We start from the raw sequence: 22,147 nt of genomic DNA on the forward strand, positions 1-22,147 counted from the left end.
CCAGGCCTACCGCCGGCGGGCGCGGATCTGCTTCACGGCCTTGCGCACGGCGGGGTGGCGGCGCAGTGCCTCGGCCCGTACGGGGCTGCCGCCGGGCAGGCGCAGGCTGGTCAGGCGGCGCTTCTTGAAGTACCGCTGGTGGTCCGCGAGGTGGGCGGCGAGCCAGGCGGCCGCCTCCTCGCGCAGCCCGGGGTGCTTGCGGGACTGCATGCAGTAGCCGACGGTGCGCACCAGCGGGCCCAGTTCCCCGCCCAGCGTGTCCAGCGGCAGCGGGGTCCCGACCGTGTCGCGTTCGGCGTCGGGCAGGGCGGCGTCGATGAGGGTGAGCGGGATGCGGTTGCTGTTCTCGTACGGCGTGATGCGTTCCAGGAGCAGTTCGGTGCCGACCCGGGCGACCGGGATGCCGTAGAAGGCGGCGGCCGTCATCAGCGCGGTGGAGAAGCAGCCGATGACCAGTTCCGGCTTCAGGTGGGCGAAGACGGTCTCGGCGAGGACGGGTTCGCTCAGGACGGTCAGCCGGATCCCGAGTTCCTCCGCCGCCGCCTCCAGCGAGGTGTTGTAGACGGCGGGTGCGCTGGGGTGGGGCTTGAAGAGCACGGAGCGGTGCCCGGCGCGGGCGGCGGCGCGCACCATGCGGACGTGGAGTTCCTCCTCCTCGTCCTGGGTGATCAGGTCGATGGCCGAGAGGTACTGGCCGAGCAGCACGGCGGTGGGGCGGTGCTCGGCGGGGAGGCGGTCGGCGAGGATTCCGGCGCCCTCCTCCCCGATCCGGGCGAGCACGTCCACGATGGCCTCGTTCGGCACGGGTTCGGGCCGGACCCCGTACTCGGCCAGGAGCATCGGGCGCAGCCCGGGTATCAGGTCGAGGTGCAGCACGCGCGCGATGCGGCTGCTCATGCCGTGCGGGATGCGGTTGCGGGTGGGGCCGTAGCTCATCAGGCCGTCGGCGTACACGTGGATCGGGCTGTCGGCGAAGATGTCGGCGACCGCGCGGGAGGGGTTGGCCTGGATGGACTCGCAGGCGATCTCGACCGGCTCGTCACCGAGGTTCCAGGCGAGGCGTACGGCCTTCTCCCACATCACCAGGTCCTGGCCGCGCGGTGACCAGCCCGCCGGGTGGTGCGGGGCTATGAACTCGTTCCAGGAGCGGACCTCGTCGAACTCCGGGCGTATCTGCTCGAATCCGGCCATCCGGTCCAGCGGGGTGCCGACCTCGGGCACGGCCGCGGTGTTGCTGACCACGAGGATCCGGCGGTGCTCGGAGCGGGGGCCGAAGAGTCCGGCGCGCAGGGCGGCGGTGACGGTGGCGGCCGCGTACTGGGTGGCCGAGAAGAAGATCTGGGTGGTGCCGCTCATGCCGCGACTCCCTTCATTCCGCCGCGTATGCGCCTGAGGACCTGTACCCGCTCCTCGCCCATGCCGAGGAGGGCCTCGTTCAGCTGCTCCTCCGTCATCCGGTCCAGCACCTCGGCGGCCCGCCGCCGCAGCTCGGCGGCGACGGCGCGCTCGAACCGGTCGCGCTGGAGGAGCTGGTGGGCGATGACGACGCAGTAGTTGCGCAGCGCCTTCTTGCGCAGCCGGTCCGCCTCCGGGTCGTCGGCGAGTTCGGCGAGGACCAGGTCGAAGGAGCGGAAGAAGTCCAGCTGGCGCACGTCGCCGATCTGGGTCAGCGAGCTCGCCACGCCCCTGCGGTAGAAGACGCCGCGCAGGCTGGCGACGGCGTAGGACTCGGCCCTGCGGTGCAGTTCCCAGATCCAGGGCCGGTCCTCGGCGGTGCGCAGCCCGTCGTGGAAGCGCAGCATCCCGCGGTCGAGGAGGCGGCGGTGGTAGACGCCGGCCCAGGCGTAGGGGTAGTCGACCATCGTCGTGTCGTCCACCGGGAGGATCGAGGTGCGGGGGTCGAGCGGGGTGTGCCTACGGCCTTCCGGGGCCCGGTGGACCATGCGCTGGACGCCGGTCACCTGGACGTGGTCGGTGCGCACGAAGTCGACGTCCAGCCGTTCGATCCGGTCCACCAGGTCGGCCAGGTAGCCCGGGGCGAGCCAGTCGTCGCCGTCGAGGAAGGTGAGGTAGCGGCCTTCCGCCGCGTCGATGCCGGTGTTGCGCGCGGTGGCCAGCCCGCCGTTGCGCTCGTGCTGGATCACCCTGCTGTGGGGCAGCCGCTTCGTCAGTTCCAGCAACGCCTCGTACGTGTGGTCCTTGGTCGAGCGGTCCTCGATGAACAGGAACTCGAAGTCGTCGCGGGCGTTGTTGACGCAGCTGGCGACGGTCTCCGGGATGTAGCCCTCGACATTGAAGCAGGGGATGATCACCGACAGTCGCGGGGAACGGTTGGTCACACGGACACCTGGGCTCTCTCAGGGGCGGGTCGCTGCGACCGTAGAAAGCGCTCGCCGCCAGGGGGCGACATCCGCCGGAACGCGGGGTGAACGCGAGGTGGCGGCTGTCCTCGTTCAGCCGATCCCGTACCGCGCCGCGATCCCCGCGAGGAGCAGTTCCAGCCCCTCCTCGAACTGCTGGTCCCAGTCGTCGAAGAGCAGCTTCCCGGCCGCGGCGGCCAGGGGGTACCCGGCCAGCCGCCGGGCGCGCTCTTCCAGGTCGTACCCCTCGCCAGGGTCGTCGGGGAACGGCCGTACCCCCTGTTCCTCGGTGACGAAGCCGAGGGTGTACAGGTGCGTGGTGCGGCCCGCGTGCACGGCCTGGGCGAGGGTGAGGCCGGACTCCGTGAGCAGCCGCAGGTTCGCCTCCAGTTCGGGGGCGTGTTCGGTGCCGGTGAAGCGCGAGCCGCTGAAGACCCGGGCGCCGTCGCGGTAGCCGAGCAGCGCGCCGCGCAGGTGCCGGTTGATCTTCAGCAGCCGCTCCCGCCAGGTGTCGGCGGGGTCGAGCGCGGCCCCGGCGATCGTCCGCCGGTACATCTCGGTGGCCATCTCGTCCAGCAGCGCCCGCTTGTCCTTGAAGTGCCAGTACAGCGCGGGTGCCTTCACGTCCAGCTCCCGGGCGATGGCCCGCAGGGTCAGCCCCTCCAGGCCGGTCTCGTTCAGCAGCCGCAGGGCCGTGTCGGCGACTCGTCCACGGTCCAGGGGCGCGCGTTTCTCCGGCTTCACGCTTGACAGCTTAACGCCGTTAAGGGCAGGCTCGCCATCGACAGCACTTAACGTCGTTAAGGGGATATGCGATGGATGTTCTGATAGTCGGGGCGGGTCCGACGGGTCTGGCCCTCGGCATCGACCTCGCCCGGCGCGGGGTCGACGCGCTGATCGTGGAGCGGGCGGACGGGCTGTTCCCCGGCTCCCGCGGCAAGGCGGTCCAGCCCCGCACCCAGGAGGTCTTCGAGGACCTCGGCGTCCTGGCCGAGGCCCGCGCGGCGGGCGGCCCCTACCCGCCCCGGCTCCTCTGGCAGGACGGCGAACCCCTCGGCGCGGAGCCCATGTTCGACCCGGTCCCGGCGGACGAGGGCACGCCGTACACCGAGCCGCTGATGATCCCGCAGTGGCGGACGCAGGAGATCCTGCACGCCCGGCTGACCGCGCTGGGCGGCAAGGTCGCCTTCGGCCGCGAGGTGACCGGCCTGCGGCAGGACGCGGACGGCGTGACGGTGGACTGCGCGGACGGTACGGCGCTGCGCGCGGCGTACGTGGTCGCGGCCGACGGCGGGCGCTCGACGGTCCGGCGCGCGCTGGGCGTGGGGATGGCCGGGGAGACGGTGGACGCGGCCTCGTTCCTGGTGGCGGACGTGCAGGTCAAGGGCCTCGACCGCGACCACTGGCACATGTTCCGGGCGGCCGGGGAGATCGGCCTCGCGCTGTGCCCGCTGGCCGGGACGGACGACTTCCAGTTGCAGGCGCGCCTGGCGGAGGGCACAGCGCCGGAGCCCACCCTGGACGGCGTCCGGGCGCTGGTGGCCGACTTCACCCATCTGGACGCCGACAGCGTGACCGGGCTGCGCTGGATCTCCGGTTTCCGGTCGCGCACCGGGCTCGCGGACCGGTTCCGGGTGGGCCGGGTCCTCCTCGCCGGCGACGCGGCCCACGTGCACTCGCCGGCGGGCGGCCAGGGCCTGAACACCAGCGTCCAGGACGCCTACAACCTGGGCTGGAAGCTGGGCGCGGTGCTGCGCGGCGGGGCACCCCAGGCGCTGCTGGACACCTACGAGGAGGAGCGCCGGGCCACCGCGGCCGGCGTGCTCGGCCTGACCACGGCGGTGCACCGCGGTCAGGTGCGGCGCGGAGCGGCGACGGTGCAGCTGGGCCTGGGCTACCGGGAGTCGTCGCTCAGCGTGGAGGACCGCACGGCCCCGGCGGGGCTGCGGGCGGGCGACCGGGCCCCCGACGGCCGGGTGGACGGCACCCGGCTCTTCGACGTGTTCCGCGGGCCGCACTGGACCCTGCTCGGCGCGTCGGTGCCGGGCGTGCGGTCCCTCCCGTCGGCCCCGGAGTCCTACGGCCCGGGCGTCTTCCTGATCAGGCCCGACGGGTACGTCGGCTGGGCCGGCGAGACGACCGCGGGCCTGACGGAATACGCCGCACGCGTGGGCGGCCTGACGGCGCCGTAGCCCCGGCCCGGGCGGCCTGACGGCGCCGTGGCCTCACGCGCCGGCCAGGGACAGCTTCACCGCGAAGCCCAGGAACAGCGCGCCCGCCGCCGTGGTGGCCGTCGCCGACAGGCGCCTGCGGCGGCGGAAGGCGGCGGCGAGGCGGGTGCCGCTGAATATCAGGGCGCTCAGGTAGAGGCAGCTCGCGATCTGGGCGAGGGTGCCGAGGACGACGAAGGAGAGGGCCGGGTAGGCGTAGTCCGGGTCCACGAACTGGACGAAGAAGGCGACGAAGAACAGGATCGCCTTGGGGTTGAAGAGGCTGACGACGAAGGCACGGCGGAAGGGCCGCTCGTCGGCGGACTTCACGGGCGCCGCCTCCTCGGCGGCCGGTTCGCGGCGGTCCAGCCACAGCTGCCGGGCCGCCCGCAGCATGCCTATCGCCAGCCAGGTCAGATATCCGGCGCCGGCGTACTTCACGATGCCGAACAGCACGGCGTTGGCCTGGAGCAGGGAGGCCACCCCGGCGGCGGACAGGGTCATCAGCACGGTGTCCCCGCACCACACGCCCGCCGCCGCGGTGTACCCCGCCCGTACGCCGCGGCGGGCGGCGACGGACAGGACGTAGAGGGAGTTGGGGCCGGGCAGCAGCACGATCAGGATCAGGCCCGCGAGGTACGTGGGGAGGTCGATGACACCGAACATGCGGGGAGTGTCGCACGCGGGTACGACAATGGACCCGGACGGTCCGAAGAACGGTACGCGCGGCACGCCATCCAGAACGCGTCCGATCAGAACGTGTCCGATCAGAACGTGTCCGATCAGAACGTGTCCGAGGGAACGTGGCTCCCCCAGACCTCCCGCAGCGCCCCGCACACCTCCCCCACCGTCGCCCGGGCGCGCAGCGCCTCCCTCATCGGGTAGAGCACGTTGTCCTCCCCCTCGGCCGCCGTCCGCAGCGCGTCCAGGGCCGCCGCCACCGCCCGCCGGTCCCGGTCCGCCCGCAGCCGGGCCAGGCGCTCGCACTGCCGGGACTCGATCGCCGGGTCCACCCGCAGGGGCACGTACGGCTCCTCCTCGTCGAGCCGGAACCGGTTGACGCCGACGACCACCCGGTCACCGGACTCGGTCTCCCGCGCGATCCGGTACGCGTTCCGCTCGATCTCGGCCTTCTGCAAGCCCCGTTCGATCGCCGCGACCGCCCCGCCCGCCTCCTCGACCCTGCGCATCAGGTCCAGCGCGGCCTCCTCCAGGCCGTCCGTCATCCGCTCGACCGCGTAGGAGCCCGCGAACGGGTCCACCGTCGCCGGTACGTCCGTCTCGTGGGCCAGCACCTGCTGGGTGCGCAGCGCCAGCCGCGCGCTCTTCTCGGTGGGCAGCGCGATCGCCTCGTCGAAGGAGTTGGTGTGCAGGGACTGGGTGCCGCCGAGGACGGCCGCCAGGGCCTGCACGGCGACCCGGACCAGGTTCACCTCCGGCTGCTGGGCCGTCAGCTGGACCCCGGCCGTCTGGGTGTGGAAGCGCAGCATCCACGACCTGGGGTCGCGCGCGCCGAACTGCTCCCGCATCACCCGCGCCCAGATCCGGCGGGCCGCGCGGAACTTGGCGACCTCCTCCAGCAGCGTCGTACGGGCCACGAAGAAGAAGGACAGGCGGGGCGCGAAGTCGTCCACGTCCAGGCCGGCCGCGAGCGCCGTACGGACGTACGCGATGCCGTCGGCGAGGGTGAAGGCGATCTCCTGCGCGGGGGACGCGCCCGCCTCTGCCATGTGGTAGCCGGAGATCGAGATCGTGTTCCACCTCGGGGTCCGCGCGGTGCAGTAGCGGAAGATGTCCGCCGTCAGCCGCAGGGACGGCCTGGGCGGGAAGATGTACGTGCCGCGCGCGATGTACTCCTTCAGCACGTCGTTCTGGATGGTGCCGGTGATCCGGTCCGCGGTGACGCCCTGCTCCTCGGCGACCAGTTCGTACAGGAGCAGCAGCAGGGCCGCCGGGGCGTTGATCGTCATGGAGGTGGAGACCCGGTCCAGCGGGATACCGTCGAACAGCACCCGCATGTCCTCCAGCGAGTCGACGGCCACGCCCACCTTGCCGACCTCGCCGTGTGCCAGGGGGGCGTCGGAGTCGTGGCCCATCTGGGTGGGCAGGTCGAAGGCCACGGACAGGCCGGTGGTGCCGTGGGCGATCAGCCGGCGGTAGCGGGCGTTGGACTCGGCGGCCGTGCCGAAACCGGCGTACTGGCGCACGGTCCAGGGGCGGCCGGTGTACATGGTGGGGTACACGCCCCGGGTGAACGGGTACGCGCCCGGTTCGCCCAGTTTCCGCCCCGGGTCCCAGCCGTCCAGGTCGGCCGGACCGTAGACCGGCTCGATGGGCAGACCCGATTCCGACTCACGTGCCATGGCCGCCTCCGCGGTACGACGCGTACCCCTTCGGCCGTGCCCCGTCACACGGCGACGGACACGCGGCGCCGGACACGCGGCGCCGGACACGCGGCGCCGGACACGCGGCGCCGGACACGCGGCGCCGGGCACTCGGCGGCAGGCACCCGGCGGACGGAGTCGGCGGCGGCCACGCGGGGAAGCATCCCCGGCATGAGGATTACGGGGAGACCCGCCGCCCTGCTCGCGTCGGCCGCCGCGGTTTCCGCGCTCGCCGCCCTGGCCGGCTGCACCGTGCAGCCCCAGGACACCGACGCCAAGCACGGCCTGCCGGTCCACATCCAGTTACCCTCCAGCCCCGCCGCCGCGCCCACCGGCATGGCGGGGACCACACCGACCACACCGACCACGCCGACCACACCACCCCCGCCTGCCACCACGCCCACCCCGGCCGCACCTCCCGCGCCCCCGCCCCGGGTGCTGTGGGCGCACGGCAGCAGCGGCCCGGCCGTACGGGAACTCCAGGCGCGGCTGCGCCAGGTGGGCTGGCTGTCCGCCACGCCGACGGGCACGTACGGCCCGCAGACCGTGCGGGCCGTCCTCGGCTTCCAGGCCAAGCGCGGCCTGCCGGCGACCGGCAGGCTGGACACCGTCACCTGGCAGCGGCTGCTCGCCATGACGCACCGGCCGACGCGGTGGGAGCTGTACCCGATGGGCGGTCAGCCGGCCGCCGCGCCCGACGCGCGCTGCATGACCGGCCGGGTGCTGTGCATCGACAAGACCAGCCGGACCCTGCGCTGGATGATCGACGGGCGCACGGTGGACACGCTGTCCGTCCGGTTCGGCACCCAGTACACGCCCACCCGGGAAGGTGTGTTCAAGGTCTACTGGAAGTCACGGCACCATGTGTCGACGCTCTACCACTCCCCGATGCCGTACGCGATGTTCTTCAGCGGCGGCCAGGCGGTGCACTACTCCGCCGACTTCGCGGCGCGCGGGTACGCGGGCGGTTCGCACGGCTGCGTCAACGTGCGGGACGAGGCGGGGATCGCGCGGCTGTTCGCCCAGGTGAAGGTCGGCGACAAGGTCGTCGTCTCCCGGTGAGGCTGCGGGGCGCGGGCGGGACCGGGGGAACGTGTCCCGCCCGCGCCAGGTGCACGAGCCTTGGGGTACGGGGGGAACCCCGGCTCCGTGCGACGGCCGATGACCAGTCGGCTCACTCTGTACTGCGTCACGGGCTTCAAAAACGTCACACCTGGCGCGGAAGAATTTTCTCGCTCTGGCAAAACCGCAGGTCAGAGGGGTGCGGGCGGGGCGGTCAGAGTGCGGAGTGGGCGGTGTGGCCGGAGGGGGCGGAGTGGGCCGGGCTCGGCGCGGCGCCCGTCCGCGCGCGGTCCGGTCGGCCCGGACGCGGCTGCGAGTGATCCGGTCCGCCGGGACGCGGGGCGGCGGCGGAGGGGGCGGGCACGGCACCCCCGGGGCGTCCGCCGCCATGGCCGGGCTCCGGACGGACGGGACCGGCGCCGCTCCCCTTGCCCCGACCCTTGCCACCCTTGCCCTCTTTGCCCTTTTTAACCTCTTTGTCTTCTTTGCTGCTTTTATCCCTCTTGTTGTTGCCGGTGCTCCCGTCCTCCTCGTGCCCGGTACCGGAGGCACGGCCGTCGGCGGCCAGCAGGACCTCGCAGTACCGGCTCACGCGGGCGGCCCCGCCGGCCAGGTGCTCCAGGGCGCGCCGACGGCCGGTGTCCAGGTCCTCGCCGTCCCGCAGGGCACGGCAGGCGTCGGCGTCGCGGAGCCATCCGGTGCCGGGGGTGGTGGCGGTGTCCCGCTCGGGGGACTTGCGGGCCTCGTGGGTCTCGCCGGGCTTCGTATCCCGGCTGCCTCCGGTCCGGCCGCCCGGTGTGCCCTCGGCAGCGGGGGCGCTGCTTTCCGCTCCGCCGTCCGGGGCGGCCCGCGGGGACGGGGAGGCGAGCGGCCGTCCGGTGGCCGTACCGGCGGTGACGGCGGGGCGGGGCCGGGCGTCGCCGAACGGTGTCGGGAGCGCTCCGCTGCCGGCGGCCACGGCGACCCCGCCGAGCGTGCCGGCGGTCAGCGCGGCGGCGAGCGCCAGGCGGGCCGGGCGCGCCGGGCGGATCCGGCGGGGGCGCCGGGCCCGGATTCCGGTACGGGTCCGCGCGGCGCCGCGGATCGGGCCCGCGTCGGCGCCGGACGCCGGTGCGCGGGCGGCTGAGGGGGCGTGCGCGGCGGCGGTGCGCTCCGCCCCGGCGGCCTCGCGGGCCTTGCGGAACGCGGCCAGCGCGGCCTGCTCGCCGGGGAGCTCACCGGTGGCCGGGGCGGCCTCGGCGGACAGCGCGCCGAGCGCCCGGGCGAGGCGTTCGGCCTGGTCACGGGCCGAGGGGTCGACGGCTTCCAGCGGCTCACCGCGCAGCAGACGTTCCGCCGTCCCACGGTCCAGCCACTTGTCCTGCTCGTCGGCCATCACATGTCCTTCTGCGTCCGCGTACGCGTATGCGTCACAGTTGCGGACGTCACCGCGCCGCGGCGCGGTTCTCGCTGTGGCGGGAGGGCGTCGAGTCCGCCCGCCGATTCCGGATCCGCGCCGATCAGCTCCGCGAGCCGTTTCAGACCGCGGTGCGCGGCGGTGCGGACGGCGCCCGCGCGTTTGCCGAGCGTCTCGGCGGCGGTCTTGGCGTCCAGGCCCACGACCACGCGCAGGACGACGGCCTCGGCCTGGTCCTGCGGGAGCCGGGCGATCAGGGACAGGGTGCTGTCGGTGGCCAGGGCCTCGATGGCCTCGCCGGCCGTGTCGGACTCGGCGGGCCGGCCGGTCAGCTCGGTCTCGTCGCCGCCTATGGCCGGGCGCCGGCCGCGCATGCGTATGTGGTCCAGGGCGCGGTTGCGGGCTATCCGGGCGGCCCAGCCGCGGAACCGGTCGGCGTCGCCGCTGAAGCGGTCCAGGTCACGGGCGATCTGGAGCCAGGCCTCGGAGGCGACGTCCTCGGCGTCCGGATCACCGACGAGGGTGCGGACATATCCGAGCAGCCGGGGATGCACGGCGCGGTACATCGTGCGGAACGCGGCCTCGTCCCCGCCCTGTGCCGCGCGCACCGCGGCGGTCAGCTCCGCGTCGTCCCCCAGCACCGTACTCCCTTTACGCCTGTCCTCGGTCGGCGCGAAAGGCACGTTACGGCGTGAATGGGCCGCTCGTCCATGTCCATAGAAGATGCAACTAACTCGTGACCAGATGCGGATGTGCGGAAGGTGAGAACGGTGCGGACGTGATGTGGCGGGGTGTGACACAAACCGCACGCACGGCGCTGAAGGAAGTACGGGCCGCACGCGACCCGTACGCGCGACGGCCGGGGCCTCTCCTGTGGGGGGTGGCGGCCCCGGCCGTTGCCTCGCGGGCTCACGCCGGGCGTACGGCCGCTTCGGTGTCGGCGCAGTCCCACTCGCACTTTCCGGGATGGCCTTTGTAGATCGTGCAGGCCGACCCCAGGCGCGTTCTGGTCTTCAGGCAGACCTCGGCGTCGACGACCCACTGCATCCCCGGGTTGTCGAGCCAGCACAGGTACACGTCCCTCTCCAGCTCGGAGCCGCTGCGCAGCCACGTGGCGTGGAACTCGTGCTCTTCTCCGCCAAGCACACACCGGAGGTCGTCCAGGAACGCCCAGTCGACTTCACCGTGGTCGGCGCAGGGCAGTCGCTGTGCCCATCGGAAGGTGTGATCACTGATCTCGCAGGTGCTCGTGCAGCGCAAGGTCATCCCCGCACCACCCTCGCCTGCGCGCCGGCCTCGATGGTGAGCGCCAGCTCTTCGGCCGCCTCGATCCCGATGCACGGGATGACCAGGAAGCCGCCCGCGGAGTCGATCAGCACGTCCACGAGGGAGCCGGCCCGCATGATGGCCTTTTCGAGGCGGGCCCGTGTGTCAACTGTCCTTGGCGGGTGTTCCATTGATCGCCTCCTCCGGGTGCCGCTCCCGCAAAGTGAGCCCGTCGCGCAGGAGATGGAGGATTTCGCGGGCCTGGTACACGTTGCAGTCCCCGAGGCGCACCACCCAGCGGCGGTCCTCGGCGGGGGCCAGGCGGGTGTGGAACTGCGGAAGCCGGATGCCCGCCTTCTCCAGGGTCTCGGCCAGGGCGAAGGTGGTCTCCCCGACCTCCAGCACCTGCCTGATCCCCAACTTGGGGATCTCTTCACCGCCGGGCTTCTCGCCGTCAACCTGAGCCGACTCTGTCAGTCTTTCGGGCACGATGATTCCTCTCCGTAGTGCTGCGACTACCGGACAGGTTCAGCATGGGACCACGCCTGGAAAGCGTTCAACGTGTTGGCAGCGAACGGAAGGTTGGTGAAAGACGCTTGAACCGCAAGGAGTTGAACCCCGACGCGTCACCGCAAGCGGCCTACGGCGCGCGTCTGCGCAGCCTGCGGGAGGCTCGCGGCTGGACCCAGGAAGACCTGGGCACCCGGACCGATTACTCCAGCGTGCACATTTCGGCCGTCGAAACTGGCCGCAAGCCTCCGACCCTTCGCTTTTCGCGTAGCGCGGACAGAGCATTCGGCCTCACGGGAAGCGCGGATTCGTTCGAGCGCGAGTACCGGCAGATCCGGCACGGCAACCTGCTGGAGGGCTTCCCCGAGTTCGTCAAGCACGAGGGCAGGGCGGCGGAAATCCGGCTGTACGAGATCGGGATCATCCCCGGCCTGCTCCAGACACCGGAGTACGCGCGTGTCCTGGCGGACAGTGCCGTGCACCGAGGGACCATCACGCCCGAACAGGCGGAGGAACGAGTCTCGTTCCTGGCGCAACGGCAGGCGGCCCTGGAGCATCCCCGCCACCCCACGATGCTGGTGGTGATGGATGAGAGCTGCATCCGCCGACAGGTCGGCGGACCCAAGGTCATGAGGGCCCAGCTCGACCGGTTGATGCAGTTCGCCGAGCTGCCGAACACCGTGCTCCAGATCGCACCCTTCGACATGGGGGAGCGTCGCCCGTTCGACCTGCCCATGACCTTATTGACGATGCCGGACCTGTCCGTGATCGCGTACGCGGAATCCCAGACGCGAGGCCACCTGGAGCGCGAAACGGCAGCCGTACTGCCCCTGTTGGCGGGCTACCATCAGTTGCAGGCAGATGCTCTGCCCCAGGCTGCATCGGTGGCCGTGATCAAAGAGGCATGAAAGGGCACCCCGTGACGACCGAGTCCCCCCGCTGGTTCAAGTCCTCCTACAGCAACAACGGCGGCCAGTGCATCGAGGTCGCCACCAACCTCGCCGCCGCCCACGACGTGGTCCCCGTCCGTGACTCCAAGAACACCGACGGCGCCGTACTGAACTTCACCACCGGCACCTGGTCCTCCTTCATCGCGTACGCCGCCGCACAGAGCGTCTGAAACCCCGCTCGTGAACGCCTCCTCCTTTCGCTGTAGTGGGAGGAGGCTCACTCTTCATCCAAGCGGCATGAAAGGGCACCCCATGACGTCCGAGGCCCCCCGCTGGTTCACGTCCTCCTACAGCGACAACGGCGGCGCCTGCATCGAGGTCGCCACCAACCTCGCCGCCGCCCACGACGTGGTCCCCGTCCGTGACTCCAAGAACACCGACGGCGCCGTACTCAGCTTCACCACCGGCACCTGGTCCTCCTTCATCGCGTACGCCGGTCAGCCACGTCCACGCCCGTCTTCCACGGCCCCGTCCCCGGCGAGTTGGCGGGCCAGCCGGCGCAGGCCCCGGTAGGCGGCCGTACGGACGGCGCCGGGGCGTTTGCCGAGGACGCGGGCGGCGGCCGGGCCGTCGAGGCCGACGACCACCCGCAGCAGCACCGCCTCGGCCTGGTCCGGCGGCAGCGCGCGCACCAGTTCCAGCGCCCGCTCGGTGGACAGCGACTCCAGGGCCTGCTCGTGGGTGCTGTGCCGGCCGGGCAGGTCCAGGGCGTCCTGTTCCAGCGGCGCGGGCCGGGGCCGGGTCCGCTGCCGGCGCAGGTGGTCCAGCGCGCGGTGCCGGGCGATGGTCGCGGTCCAGCCGCGGAAACCGGCGCCGTCGCCCCGGAACCGGTCGAGGTCCCGGGCGATCTCCAGCCATGCCTCGGAGGCGACGTCCTCCGCCTCGTCACCGACCAGGCCCCGCAGATAGCCCAGCAGTCCCGGGTGCACGATCCGGTAGGCCACCGCGAAGGCGGTCTCGTCGCCGTCCTGGGCCCGTGCCACGGCCGCGCCCAGCTCCCCGTCCCGCGGCTGCGGGCGGCGGGGTTCGACTCCCTGGCCCAAGACCGTCCTCGTTCGTGCCGAGTTCCTGGCCACTGCGTGGCGCCTGCCTCAACGGTTGCGACACGCTCCGGCCGTGTCGGTCGCCCTCCACGATCATCAGCGTCGGCCCCGACGGAAGTGTCACAGCGGAACGACGACCAGGGAAGGAAGGCCGGGGAGGAAGGCAGAACACCCGGGGAAGCCCGCCTCAGCTCCCGGCCGTCGCCTCCCGGCACAGCAGCCCCAGCGAGCCGTGGCCGCCGTAGCAGCGGCGGGCCTCGTCGATGGGGTCCCACAGCCGGCCGTCGGGGGTGCGTATCCAGTGCTCGCCGCCCGTCGCCCACCACTCGGCGCCGGTCCGGCGGACGATGACCTCGCCGGCGTAGGCGCCGAAGCCGCGCAGGACGCTGCGGACGGCCGCGTACGGCGCCCGCTCCCGGCGTATCTCCTCGATCATCCGGTCCACCCGCCACAGGCTCCGCGCCGAGTAGTCGAGCCGCACCCGGGCGCCCTCGCGCATGGTCGCCACCGCGTCCGCCGCCCAGCGCGCGGGTTTCACCGCGACGCGCGGCCTGGTCTCGCGGCGCGCGGGCCCGTACGGGGCCGTCGGACGGGCTGTCGCACCGGCCGGCACCGGGCCGGTGGCGTGGGCGGTCACATGGGCTGTCGCTTCGGCTGTCATGTGGGCTGTCACATAGGGAAGAGCGGTCCGGGGCGGGGTCGCGTCACAGGGTTCCGCCCTGTTTCGCCAAACGTTTCGGCAACCGCCGCAGGACCGCCCCACGACCACCGCACGAAGGTCACAGGCCCGCCCGCGCCCCCGCTTCCGCCGTGTTGCGCGCCCGGCGCGAGACCACCGCGCGCAGCACCCGGCGGCCCTCCACCGTCACCTCCAGCGCCCGGCGCAGCCCCTGGGCGCCGTGGTCCGCGAGCAGTTCCAGGACCATGGCCTGCCGGCGCAGCTCGGCGGCGACGAGCGGCGACGCACCGGCGTCCCCCGCGTCCGCCCGGAGGGCGTCGTCCCCCGCCGCCGGGTCCAGCAGCCGGTGGACGCCGAGCGAGGCGACGGAACAGGCGTCGGCCCAGGGCCGCAGCGCGTCGGCGGTGCGCTCGGCCGGGGCCGACTCCAGCATGCGGTGGACGAGCAGCGCGGCCTCGTCCCCGGCGGGCCGCCCGGCGCCGAGCAGGTCGCGGGCCCGCGTGAGCTCCCCCGCCCAGCCGGAGCCGTCGGCGAGGCTCGCCCACAGCGGTCGCAGCACCTCGTCGTCGCCACCGAGCAGCGGAAGGCACCGATCAAGACAAGCCAGCCCACCGGCGGCCAGCGCGCGTTCGTCGGCCCGTGCGATCAGTTCCACCAGGCTCATGGAAAGCCTCCCTCACCAGGGCACCGACCGGTACGGAGCCCGCACTTCCCCTTACTGCGTGCGACGGCGCGGGAGTGTCACAGCGGTCGGTTTTCAGCCAATCGCCGGGGCGGGGAAGGGCGTCTCGCCCGAGCGCAGCTTCCGCTCCTGCAACCCGGTCAGCTTCAGGACCACCAGGACGGCGAGGACCGCGGCCGCGATGTCGAGCACGTCGGAGACCAGCATCGCCTGGGCGGCGTCGTACAGCTCGTCCGCCGTCTCGGCACGCCGGGAACGCGTGTCGGCGAACCGGCCCACCAGGAGGTCGACGAGCCACAGCGTCCACCAGGCGTTGACCAGCGCGTGCCCGGACCGCGCACCCCAGGGGCCGCTGGCGTCCCAGGAGTCCGCGACGATCCGGCGCGGGAACCAGAGGTTCACCACCGGGCAGAACCAGGCGCCGATGGTCCAGCCGAGCCGCAGGCGGTGCCGGGAGGCGTCGAACACCCCGGCGTTCACCCGCACCCGCCACAGCCAGCACAGATAGACCACCATCGTGGCCACCAGCGCCACGCCCTGGAGGATGCCGGAGAGGCCGTAGAGGTCGTCCGCGTGATCGGCCCGGCCGATCACGTCACCGCCCACGACGCCGTCGGCGAGATCCCTGGTCACGTCCATCTCCAGCAGGTCCGCGTAGCAGGCGAACAGGTCGGTGGCGACGACCAGGCCGAGCAGCACGGCGGTGGCCCGGGCGAGCGCGGCCGGCGAGCGCGGCCAGGCGCCGGGCGGGGCCGGCTGCGGGTACGGCGGCACGGGCATGGGCGAGGTCATGACGAGGTCCCCCCGAGAAGACAGAAGAGAGGCGGGACGGCGCGTGGTCCTCCCCGGACCGGGGCGCCGCCCGATGGCACCGGCACGTACGGCGCCGGCGAGCGCGGACACCGGAACATACGGTCGCGCGCCCCCGCGCGTCCACCCTGTTCTCTCCCCCGCCCGGTACGCTCCCCGTTCTCAGCCCAACCGGTCCGCCAGCTTCCGGAAGTCCGTCCAGGACAGCGCGGGCCGGTCCGGGTTCCACAGTTTCTGCACGGTGGCCCGCAGCGGCATCCGGATCCCGGCGGCGACCTGCGCCTGCGTCTGCGCGTGCGGGAAGTCGCACCACACGGCGAACGACCCGCCGAGGATCTGCCCGTCGTAGCGCGCGGGCACGGCGGTCCGGCCGCGCACCACCCTCGGGGTCCACTGCTCGTAGATGCGCTGTCCGGTCGGATAGACGAAGGTCTGCGGCTGGCCGAGCACGTAGTAGAGGAACTCGTCGTTGTAGTTGAGCAGCTGCCGGCCCGCGCTCAGGTACTCGGCCGGCGGCCGGGCGCCGATCTCCTTGCCGGTCCAGTAGGCGACCTGGAGCGAGGGGTCGGCCTGTACGGAGGTACCCCGGAAGAAGCCGTCGTTCCAGGCCCGTACGGTCCTGCCGTGGGCGCGGACGGTGGCGGCGCGGTCGTTCAACCAGCCGGTGGTGAGGTCGGCGACCGTCCCGCCGGGGCCGTACTTGCGCTTCGCGGCGGCGGCCAGCTGCGGGTACGACGCCTGCGGGTCGCGCGCCATCAGCGCCTGGTACTCGTCGCCGCCCAGGTGCCACCGGCCGCCGGTGAACAGGCCGGCGTACTCGTTCAGCAGGTCGTCCACGAGCCGGGCCGAGGCGTCCTTGGAGATGTCGACGGCACCGCGGAGCACCACCCCGTTCGCCTTGCGCAGCCGCAGGTCGGGGTGGGCGGCGAGGACCGCGCCCAGGTGTCCCGGGGAGTCGATCTCGGGGACGACGGTGATGTGCCGGCTTGCCGCCAGCGCCACGATCTTCTTGACCTGCGCCTTGGTCAGGTGGTCCGGGGAGACGATCTCGGGGTGGCTGTCGGACTCGATCCGGAAGGCCTGGTCGTCGGAGAAGTGCAGGCCCAGCTCGTTGAACTTCAGGTCCCCCAGCTCGCGTATCCGGTCCTCGATCCAGGCCGCGGAGAACGGCTTGCGCGCGATGTCCAGCATGAACCCGCGCACCTGCTTGGCCGGCTGGTCGCGCACGACGCCCTCCGGTGCCGTGCCGCCGCCGCGGACCTCCTGCTTCAGGGTGCGGGTGCCGTAGAAGACCCCGGCCTCGCCGGGCCCGGTGATGTCGACCCGCCCGCCCCGGACGGTCAGCGTGTACGACTCCTGGTTCCCGCCCCCGCCGCCGAGCGCGAGCCGTACGTCGCCCGCCCGGGCGTCGTTCCGCTGCCCCGCGTACGCCAGCCCCAGCTCCCCGGCCACCAGCCGGCCCTCGTCGGCCAGCGCCGGATCGGCCACCACCACCCGCGCGCCGGGCCGGGGCCGCCAGCCGGGGCCGCGCTCGGGAGTGTGCGAGCGGACCGCGGGTATCGTGCGCGGCGCCTTCGACAGCGGGTACGACCGGCTCGGGCTCGGCGCCGCCGACGGGGTGCCCGGTGCCGTGGGTCCCGTGCCGGTGCCCGTACCGGTGCCGGTGCCGGCCACCCGGCCGGAGGCGGACCGGCGCGCGTCGTTCCCCGGCGGCGCGCTACCGCCGTCCGCCGAGGCCCACACGCCGACGCCCGTGCCGAGCGCGACCGTCCCCGCGAACGCGGCGGCCATCACCGCCCGCTTCCGTATCACCTGCCGCGCCGGTCCCCGGCGCCCACGCCTGTGCTGGGTCACCCTGCCAACGTACGACCGTTCCCCGGTTCAGCGGTCAGCCGGACGCAGCGAAACTCTGCCGTTCGAGTGAAATTCCGTTATCGCTCGGACACCGTATGACCACTCTCGATAACCTGACGACACTCACATCCTTCACACAATCCCCAGCCGCACCACACGTGACGCGAGGACCGACGCTGCCCGCCCACCCTCTGCCGTACCTCCCCAAGCCGCTCGACGCCTTCAACACCGCGTCCGCCGACGAGGCGCGCACCCTGCTGCTGCACTGTCTGCGCAGCCCGCGCTGGTCCGACCGGATCGCCGCGCACCGCCCCTACCCCGACCTGGACTCCCTGCTGGCCGCGGCGGACGAGGCGACGTACGACCTGTCCCCGGCCGACCTCGCCGAGGCCCTGGCCGGCGAGCGCCTGCCCGAGCTGCCCGAGGACACGTACTCCGCGGCCCACACGGCCCTCGGCGCCGCGCACGCCGCCTACGAGGCCCGGTTCGGCCACACGTTCGTCATCTATCTGGGCGACATCCCCGCGGACGAGGTCATCGACCACATCCTCCAGGCGATCCGATCACGATTGGCGAACGATCCGGAGGACGAGCGGGTGGTGGCGGCGGAGCAGCTCCGCCGTCTCGCGAAAGGAAGAATCGCGGCATTTCTCAGCGTCGCGAGGAGCCGTGCGACCAGCCACAACGCTCCCGCACCGGGTAGATAACCGGACACACCGCACCGGGCTAGCCCAACCGCGTGCCACTTTGATCACACCGGTAGGCCCCCCGTCAGCCACGGCGCGTCGCCTCGCTACGATGCTGGGGGCCGGTGGACCGTACCCGGCCGGGCCCGACCGACAGAGAAGCCGGCGCGGCCCTAGTCCCCGCACCCGGAGGGTTCTTCCGTGCCGGCTGGAACGCTGTACCGCGGCCGGGAAGGAATGTGGTCCTGGGTGGCTCACCGAGTCACCGGCGTCCTCATTTTCTTCTTCCTGTTCGTTCACGTGCTGGACACCGCTCTCGTGCGTGTCTCCCCCGAGGACTACGACAAGGTCGTAGCCACGTACAAGACGCCGATCGTCGCGCTGCTGGAGTACGGCCTCGTCGCCGCCATCCTCTTCCACGCGCTCAACGGCCTGCGCGTCATCGCCGTCGACTTCTGGTCGAAGGGCCCGCGCTACCAGAAGCAGATGTTCTGGACCGTGATGGGTGTCTGGATCGTCCTGATGGCCGGGGCGATCTACCCGGTCCTCGGCCACGCGTACCGCGCACTCTTTGGGAGCTGACGCCGATGTCCACGACTGAAACCCCCGCTTCCGGAGTCGGCCCCGTGGAGGGCGCCCCCGTCTACACCGTCGACCACCCGGCCCCGCTGATCGAGGCCCCGCGCAAGCGCACCAAGAAGACCCCGAAGTCCACCCGGGGCAACTTCGAGCTGGCGGCGTGGCTGTTCATGCGCCTGTCCGGCATCGTGCTGGTCGTCCTCGTCCTCGGCCACCTGCTGATCCAGCTGGTGCTGGACGGCGGTGTCTCCAAGGTCGGCTTCGCCTTCGTCGCCGGCCGCTGGGCGTCGCCGTTCTGGCAGGTCTGGGACCTGGTGATGCTGTGGCTGGCGATGCTGCACGGCGCCAACGGCCTGCGCACGGTCATCAACGACTACGCCGAGCGGCCGGCCAGCCGGCTGTGGCTGAAGGCACTGCTCTACACCGCCACGGTGTTCACCATCCTGCTGGGCACGCTGGTGATCTTCACCTTCGACCCGAACATCCGCTAGGCACGGGGCTGCGAGAATCATGAAGATCCACAAGTACGACACCGTCATCGTCGGCGCCGGCGGCGCGGGCATGCGCGCCGCCATCGAGGCGACGAAGCGCAGCCGCACCGCGGTCCTGACCAAGCTCTACCCCACCCGCTCCCACACGGGCGCCGCGCAGGGCGGCATGGCCGCCGCGCTCGCCAACGTGGAGGAGGACAACTGGGAGTGGCACACCTTCGACACGGTCAAGGGCGGTGACTACCTGGTCGACCAGGACGCCGCCGAGATCCTGGCGAAGGAGGCCATCGACGCCGTCCTCGACCTGGAGAAGATGGGCCTGCCGTTCAACCGGACCCCGGACGGCACCATCGACCAGCGCCGCTTCGGCGGCCACTCCCGCAACCACGGCGAGGCCCCGGTCCGCCGGTCCTGCTACGCCGCGGACCGCACCGGCCACATGATCCTCCAGACGCTGTACCAGAACTGCGTCAAGGAGGGCGTGGAGTTCTTCAACGAGTTCTACGTCCTGGACCAGCTGATCACCGAGGTCGACGGCGTCAAGAAGTCCGCCGGTGTCGTGGCGTACGAGCTGGCCACCGGCGAGATCCACGTCTTCCAGGCGAAGGCCGTCATCTACGCCTCCGGCGGCTGCGGCAAGTTCTTCAAGGTGACGTCGAACGCCCACACCCTGACCGGTGACGGCCAGGCGGCGGTCTACCGGCGCGGCCTGCCGCTGGAGGACATGGAGTTCTTCCAGTTCCACCCGACCGGCATCTGGCGCATGGGCATCCTGCTCACCGAGGGCGCCCGCGGCGAGGGCGGCATCCTGCGCAACAAGGACGGCGAGCGCTTCATGGAGAAGTACGCTCCCGTCATGAAGGACCTGGCGTCCCGTGACGTCGTGTCCCGCTCCATCTACACGGAGATCCGCGAGGGCCGCGGCTGCGGTCCCGAGGGCGACCACGTGTACCTGGACCTGACCCACCTGCCGCCGGAGCAGCTGGACGCCAAGCTGCCGGACATCACCGAGTTCGCGCGGACCTACCTGGGCATCGAGCCGTACACGGACCCGATCCCGATCCAGCCGACCGCGCACTACGCGATGGGCGGCATCCCGACGAACGTCGAGGGTGAGGTCCTGGCGGACAACACCACGGTCGTCCCGGGTCTGTACGCGGCCGGCGAGGTCGCCTGTGTCTCCGTGCACGGCGCCAACCGCCTCGGCACCAACTCGCTGCTGGACATCAACGTCTTCGGCCGCCGCGCGGGCATCGCCGCCGCCGAGTACTCGGCCAAGGCCGACTACGTGGAGCTGCCGGAGGACCCGGAGTCCTTCGTCGTCGAGCAGATCGAGCGGCTGCGCACCTCCACCGGCAACGAGCGGGTGGCGACCCTGCGCCGCGAGCTGCAGGAGACCATGGACGCCAACGTCATGGTGTTCCGCACCGAGCAGACGATCAAGACGGCGGTCGAGAAGATCGCCGAGCTCAAGGAGCGCTACAAGAACGTGGCGATCCAGGACAAGGGCAAGCGTTTCAACACGGACCTCCTTGAGGCGATCGAGCTGGGCAACCTGCTCGACCTGGCCGAGGTCATGGCCGTCTCGGCCCTCGCCCGCAAGGAGTCCCGCGGCGGTCACTACCGCGAGGACTACCCGAACCGCGACGACGTCAACTTCATGCGCCACACCATGGCGTACCGCGAGGTCGGCGCCGACGGCTCGGAAACCGTCCGTCTCGACTACAAGCCGGTCGTCCAGACCCGCTACCAGCCGATGGAGCGTAAGTACTGATGGCTACCCCTGTTCTGGACAAGGCGGACGCGGCCGGCCGGCCCGAGCCCGGCTTCGCCGACTCCCCCTACATCACGGTCACGTTCCGCGTCCGCCGGTTCAACCCGGAGGTCTCGGCCGAGGCGACCTGGGAAGACTTCCAGCTGGAGATCGACCCCAAGGAGCGGGTCCTCGACGGTCTGCACAAGATCAAGTGGGACATCGACGGCTCCCTCACCTTCCGCCGGTCGTGCGCGCACGGCATCTGCGGCTCGGACGCGATGCGGATCAACGGCAAGAACCGCCTTGCCTGCAAGACGCTGATCAAGGACATCAACCCCGAGAAGCCGATCACGGTCGAGCCCATCAAGGGCCTGACGGTCCTGAAGGACCTGGTCGTGGACATGGAGCCGTTCTTCCAGGCGTACCGGGACGTCATGCCGTTCCTGGTCACCAAGGACACGAACGAGCCGACCCGTGAGCGGCTGCAGTCGGCCGAGGACCGCGAGCGCTTCGACGATACGACGAAGTGCATCCTCTGCGCCGCCTGCACCTCCTCCTGCCCGGTGTTCTGGAACGACGGCCAGTACTTCGGTCCGGCCGCGATCGTGAACGCCCACCGCTTCATCTTCGACAGCCGTGACGAGGCGGGCGAGCAGCGCCTGGAGATCCTCAACGACCGCGACGGCGTGTGGCGCTGCCGCACGACCTTCAACTGCACGGACGCCTGCCCGCGCGGTATCGAGGTCACCAAGGCCATCCAGGAAGTCAAGCGCGCCCTCATCACGCGCCGCTACTGACCTGCCGAGGCACCGCCGAGGGCCCCGCTCCGCCACGGAGCGGGGCCCTCGCGCGTGTCCGGGAGCCACGCCCCGCCGAGCCCCACCACAGTCCGCTGCGGTGGGGCTCCTCGCTTCCCGGGGACCGGGATCCTAATGTGACGACATGTCAGACGAAGAGTCGTACGAACTGCTCGGCTTCGACAACGTGCTGCTCCCCGTCGGCGACCTCGGCGAGGCCGTCGCCTTCTACGAGCGGGCGGGGTTCACCGTGGGCTTCCGGCTGGACGAGGCCGGCATCGCGGTGCTGAAGGTGGGCGCGGAGACGCCCGGCATCCTGCTGCGCTCCGAGGAGGGGCTGGGCCGGCGGCCGCCGCACTGGCCCTCGCCGCGCATCTGGCTGGAGGTGCCGGACGCGCGGGCGGCGGCGCGGGAACTGGCCGCCGCCGGCATCCCGGCGCTGGACGAGATGACCCAGGGCGCCACCGGCTGGACCGTGGAGTTCGCCGACCCTTGGGGCAATGTCCTGGGCTTCACGGACTACACCAAGCGCCCGGCACTGGCCCGCCGGAGCTGAGCCCCACCCCTCGGTTGAACGCGTTCAAAAACGGGTCTAGAGTCGTCCCTGTCAGCGTTTTGAACGCGTTCAAGAA

Annotated in this window: 25 protein-coding genes and 1 pseudogene; 11 read left to right on the forward strand and 15 right to left on the reverse strand. The window is 72.0% G+C overall.

The annotated features are described in order from the left end of the window. Positions 1–6 precede the first annotated feature (6 nt). The 3 genes from IH25_RS0100205 to IH25_RS0100215 form a co-directional block, all read right to left on the reverse strand. Positions 7–1,356 carry a polysialyltransferase family glycosyltransferase gene (locus IH25_RS0100205; RefSeq protein WP_030600767.1) on the reverse strand — a complete coding sequence of 450 codons (1,350 nt, stop codon included), beginning with the start codon at positions 1,354–1,356 and terminating at the stop codon, positions 7–9. After that, entirely contained in the window at positions 1,353–2,339 is a 987-nt protein-coding gene (locus IH25_RS0100210) for a glycosyltransferase family 2 protein (RefSeq protein WP_030600770.1), read from the reverse strand. Before IH25_RS0100210 ends, IH25_RS0100205 begins: the two co-directional genes overlap by 4 nt. Positions 2,340–2,453: 114 nt before the next feature. Continuing rightward, the gene (locus tag IH25_RS0100215; protein ID WP_037654048.1) at positions 2,454–3,104 is read right to left on the reverse strand and encodes a TetR/AcrR family transcriptional regulator C-terminal domain-containing protein; all 651 of its coding nucleotides are present in this window, start codon (positions 3,102–3,104) and stop codon (positions 2,454–2,456) included. A 71-nt stretch (positions 3,105–3,175) separates the two neighbouring features. Here IH25_RS0100215 and IH25_RS0100220 point away from each other — a divergent pair, with 71 nt between their 5' ends. Further along, complete coding sequence (locus IH25_RS0100220; protein ID WP_030600777.1) at positions 3,176–4,552, forward strand: FAD-dependent monooxygenase; 1,377 nt, start codon at positions 3,176–3,178, stop codon at positions 4,550–4,552. Between the two features lie 33 nt (positions 4,553–4,585). Here IH25_RS0100220 and leuE read toward each other — a convergent pair whose 3' ends face one another. Both leuE and IH25_RS0100230 read right to left on the reverse strand, forming a co-directional pair. Further along, positions 4,586–5,236 carry a leucine efflux protein LeuE gene (leuE, locus tag IH25_RS0100225; protein WP_030600780.1) on the reverse strand — a complete coding sequence of 217 codons (651 nt, stop codon included), beginning with the start codon at positions 5,234–5,236 and terminating at the stop codon, positions 4,586–4,588. Positions 5,237–5,352: 116 nt separating this feature from the next. Next, positions 5,353–6,933, reverse strand: coding sequence for an acyl-CoA mutase large subunit family protein (locus IH25_RS0100230; RefSeq protein ID WP_030600783.1), 1,581 nt, complete (start codon positions 6,931–6,933; stop codon positions 5,353–5,355). Between the two features lie 192 nt (positions 6,934–7,125). Here IH25_RS0100230 and IH25_RS0100235 point away from each other — a divergent pair, with 192 nt between their 5' ends. After that, positions 7,126–8,016, forward strand: coding sequence for a L,D-transpeptidase family protein (locus IH25_RS0100235; RefSeq protein WP_030600786.1), 891 nt, complete (start codon positions 7,126–7,128; stop codon positions 8,014–8,016). Between the two features lie 214 nt (positions 8,017–8,230). On the opposite strand, the gene IH25_RS0100240 is transcribed toward IH25_RS0100235, so the two are convergent. The 5 genes from IH25_RS0100240 to IH25_RS0100260 all read right to left on the reverse strand — a co-directional run bounded on the left by IH25_RS0100240 (position 8,231) and on the right by IH25_RS0100260 (position 11,167). Beyond that, a complete protein-coding gene (locus tag IH25_RS0100240) occupies positions 8,231–9,391 on the reverse strand; it encodes a hypothetical protein (protein ID WP_051753581.1) in 1,161 nt (386 codons plus the stop codon). Then, positions 9,391–10,053 (reverse strand): RNA polymerase sigma factor, encoded by a 663-nt coding sequence (locus IH25_RS0100245; RefSeq protein WP_030600791.1) that lies wholly within the window; start codon positions 10,051–10,053, stop codon positions 9,391–9,393. The genes IH25_RS0100240 and IH25_RS0100245 overlap by 1 nt, the downstream gene beginning before the upstream one ends. 268 nt (positions 10,054–10,321) lie before the next feature. Beyond that, positions 10,322–10,678, reverse strand: a complete 357-nt coding sequence (locus IH25_RS0100250; protein ID WP_030600794.1) for a hypothetical protein — start codon at positions 10,676–10,678, stop codon at positions 10,322–10,324. Then, positions 10,675–10,815, reverse strand: coding sequence for a hypothetical protein (locus tag IH25_RS41060; protein ID WP_167346001.1), 141 nt, complete (start codon positions 10,813–10,815; stop codon positions 10,675–10,677). Before IH25_RS41060 ends, IH25_RS0100250 begins: the two co-directional genes overlap by 4 nt. A gap of 28 nt (positions 10,816–10,843) precedes the next feature. Further along, on the reverse strand, positions 10,844–11,167 hold the full coding sequence (locus tag IH25_RS0100260) for a hypothetical protein (protein WP_030600795.1): 324 nt from the start codon (positions 11,165–11,167) through the stop codon (positions 10,844–10,846). Between the two features lie 107 nt (positions 11,168–11,274). Here IH25_RS0100260 and IH25_RS0100265 point away from each other — a divergent pair, with 107 nt between their 5' ends. The 3 genes and pseudogenes from IH25_RS0100265 to IH25_RS0100275 all read left to right on the forward strand — a co-directional run. Then, positions 11,275–12,096 (forward strand): helix-turn-helix domain-containing protein, encoded by an 822-nt coding sequence (locus IH25_RS0100265; protein WP_030600798.1) that lies wholly within the window; start codon positions 11,275–11,277, stop codon positions 12,094–12,096. An 11-nt stretch (positions 12,097–12,107) separates the two neighbouring features. After that, entirely contained in the window at positions 12,108–12,308 is a 201-nt protein-coding gene (locus IH25_RS0100270; protein ID WP_030600801.1) for a DUF397 domain-containing protein, read from the forward strand. Between the two features lie 82 nt (positions 12,309–12,390). After that, positions 12,391–12,567 (forward strand): annotated as a pseudogene (locus IH25_RS0100275) (DUF397 domain-containing protein); the annotation flags it as partial. Positions 12,568–12,575: 8 nt separating this feature from the next. Here IH25_RS0100275 and IH25_RS0100280 read toward each other — a convergent pair. The 5 genes from IH25_RS0100280 to IH25_RS0100300 form a co-directional block, all read right to left on the reverse strand. Then, positions 12,576–13,181, reverse strand: coding sequence for an RNA polymerase sigma factor (locus IH25_RS0100280; protein WP_030600807.1), 606 nt, complete (start codon positions 13,179–13,181; stop codon positions 12,576–12,578). Between the two features lie 187 nt (positions 13,182–13,368). After that, positions 13,369–13,842 carry a hypothetical protein gene (locus IH25_RS0100285; protein ID WP_245172646.1) on the reverse strand — a complete coding sequence of 158 codons (474 nt, stop codon included), beginning with the start codon at positions 13,840–13,842 and terminating at the stop codon, positions 13,369–13,371. A gap of 118 nt (positions 13,843–13,960) precedes the next feature. After that, the gene (locus tag IH25_RS0100290; RefSeq protein ID WP_030600813.1) at positions 13,961–14,524 is read right to left on the reverse strand and encodes a hypothetical protein; all 564 of its coding nucleotides are present in this window, start codon (positions 14,522–14,524) and stop codon (positions 13,961–13,963) included. Between the two features lie 93 nt (positions 14,525–14,617). Then, positions 14,618–15,334, reverse strand: a complete 717-nt coding sequence (locus IH25_RS0100295) for a DUF4328 domain-containing protein (RefSeq protein ID WP_030600814.1) — start codon at positions 15,332–15,334, stop codon at positions 14,618–14,620. A 180-nt stretch (positions 15,335–15,514) separates the two neighbouring features. Then, positions 15,515–17,143, reverse strand: a complete 1,629-nt coding sequence (locus IH25_RS0100300; RefSeq protein WP_030600816.1) for a beta-N-acetylhexosaminidase — start codon at positions 17,141–17,143, stop codon at positions 15,515–15,517. Positions 17,144–17,364: 221 nt separating this feature from the next. Between IH25_RS0100300 and IH25_RS0100305 the strand changes: the two genes are divergently transcribed. From IH25_RS0100305 to IH25_RS0100330, 6 genes are all read left to right on the forward strand, one after another. Further along, complete coding sequence (locus tag IH25_RS0100305) at positions 17,365–17,913, forward strand: 2-oxo-4-hydroxy-4-carboxy-5-ureidoimidazoline decarboxylase (RefSeq protein WP_030600818.1); 549 nt, start codon at positions 17,365–17,367, stop codon at positions 17,911–17,913. A gap of 180 nt (positions 17,914–18,093) precedes the next feature. After that, positions 18,094–18,474, forward strand: a complete 381-nt coding sequence (gene sdhC, locus IH25_RS0100310; protein ID WP_037654050.1) for a succinate dehydrogenase, cytochrome b556 subunit — start codon at positions 18,094–18,096, stop codon at positions 18,472–18,474. Between the two features lie 5 nt (positions 18,475–18,479). Continuing rightward, entirely contained in the window at positions 18,480–18,962 is a 483-nt protein-coding gene (locus IH25_RS0100315; RefSeq protein WP_030600821.1) for a succinate dehydrogenase hydrophobic membrane anchor subunit, read from the forward strand. A gap of 19 nt (positions 18,963–18,981) precedes the next feature. After that, positions 18,982–20,736, forward strand: coding sequence for a succinate dehydrogenase flavoprotein subunit (gene sdhA / locus IH25_RS0100320; protein ID WP_030600822.1), 1,755 nt, complete (start codon positions 18,982–18,984; stop codon positions 20,734–20,736). Next, on the forward strand, positions 20,736–21,515 hold the full coding sequence (locus IH25_RS0100325) for a succinate dehydrogenase iron-sulfur subunit (protein ID WP_030600823.1): 780 nt from the start codon (positions 20,736–20,738) through the stop codon (positions 21,513–21,515). Before sdhA ends, IH25_RS0100325 begins: the two co-directional genes overlap by 1 nt. Positions 21,516–21,660: 145 nt before the next feature. Beyond that, complete coding sequence (locus IH25_RS0100330) at positions 21,661–22,071, forward strand: VOC family protein (protein ID WP_030600824.1); 411 nt, start codon at positions 21,661–21,663, stop codon at positions 22,069–22,071. The last annotated feature ends 76 nt before the right edge of the window (positions 22,072–22,147 follow it).

Source organism: Streptomyces achromogenes subsp. achromogenes (assembly GCF_000720835.1).
Lineage (GTDB): Bacteria > Actinomycetota > Actinomycetes > Streptomycetales > Streptomycetaceae > Streptomyces > Streptomyces achromogenes.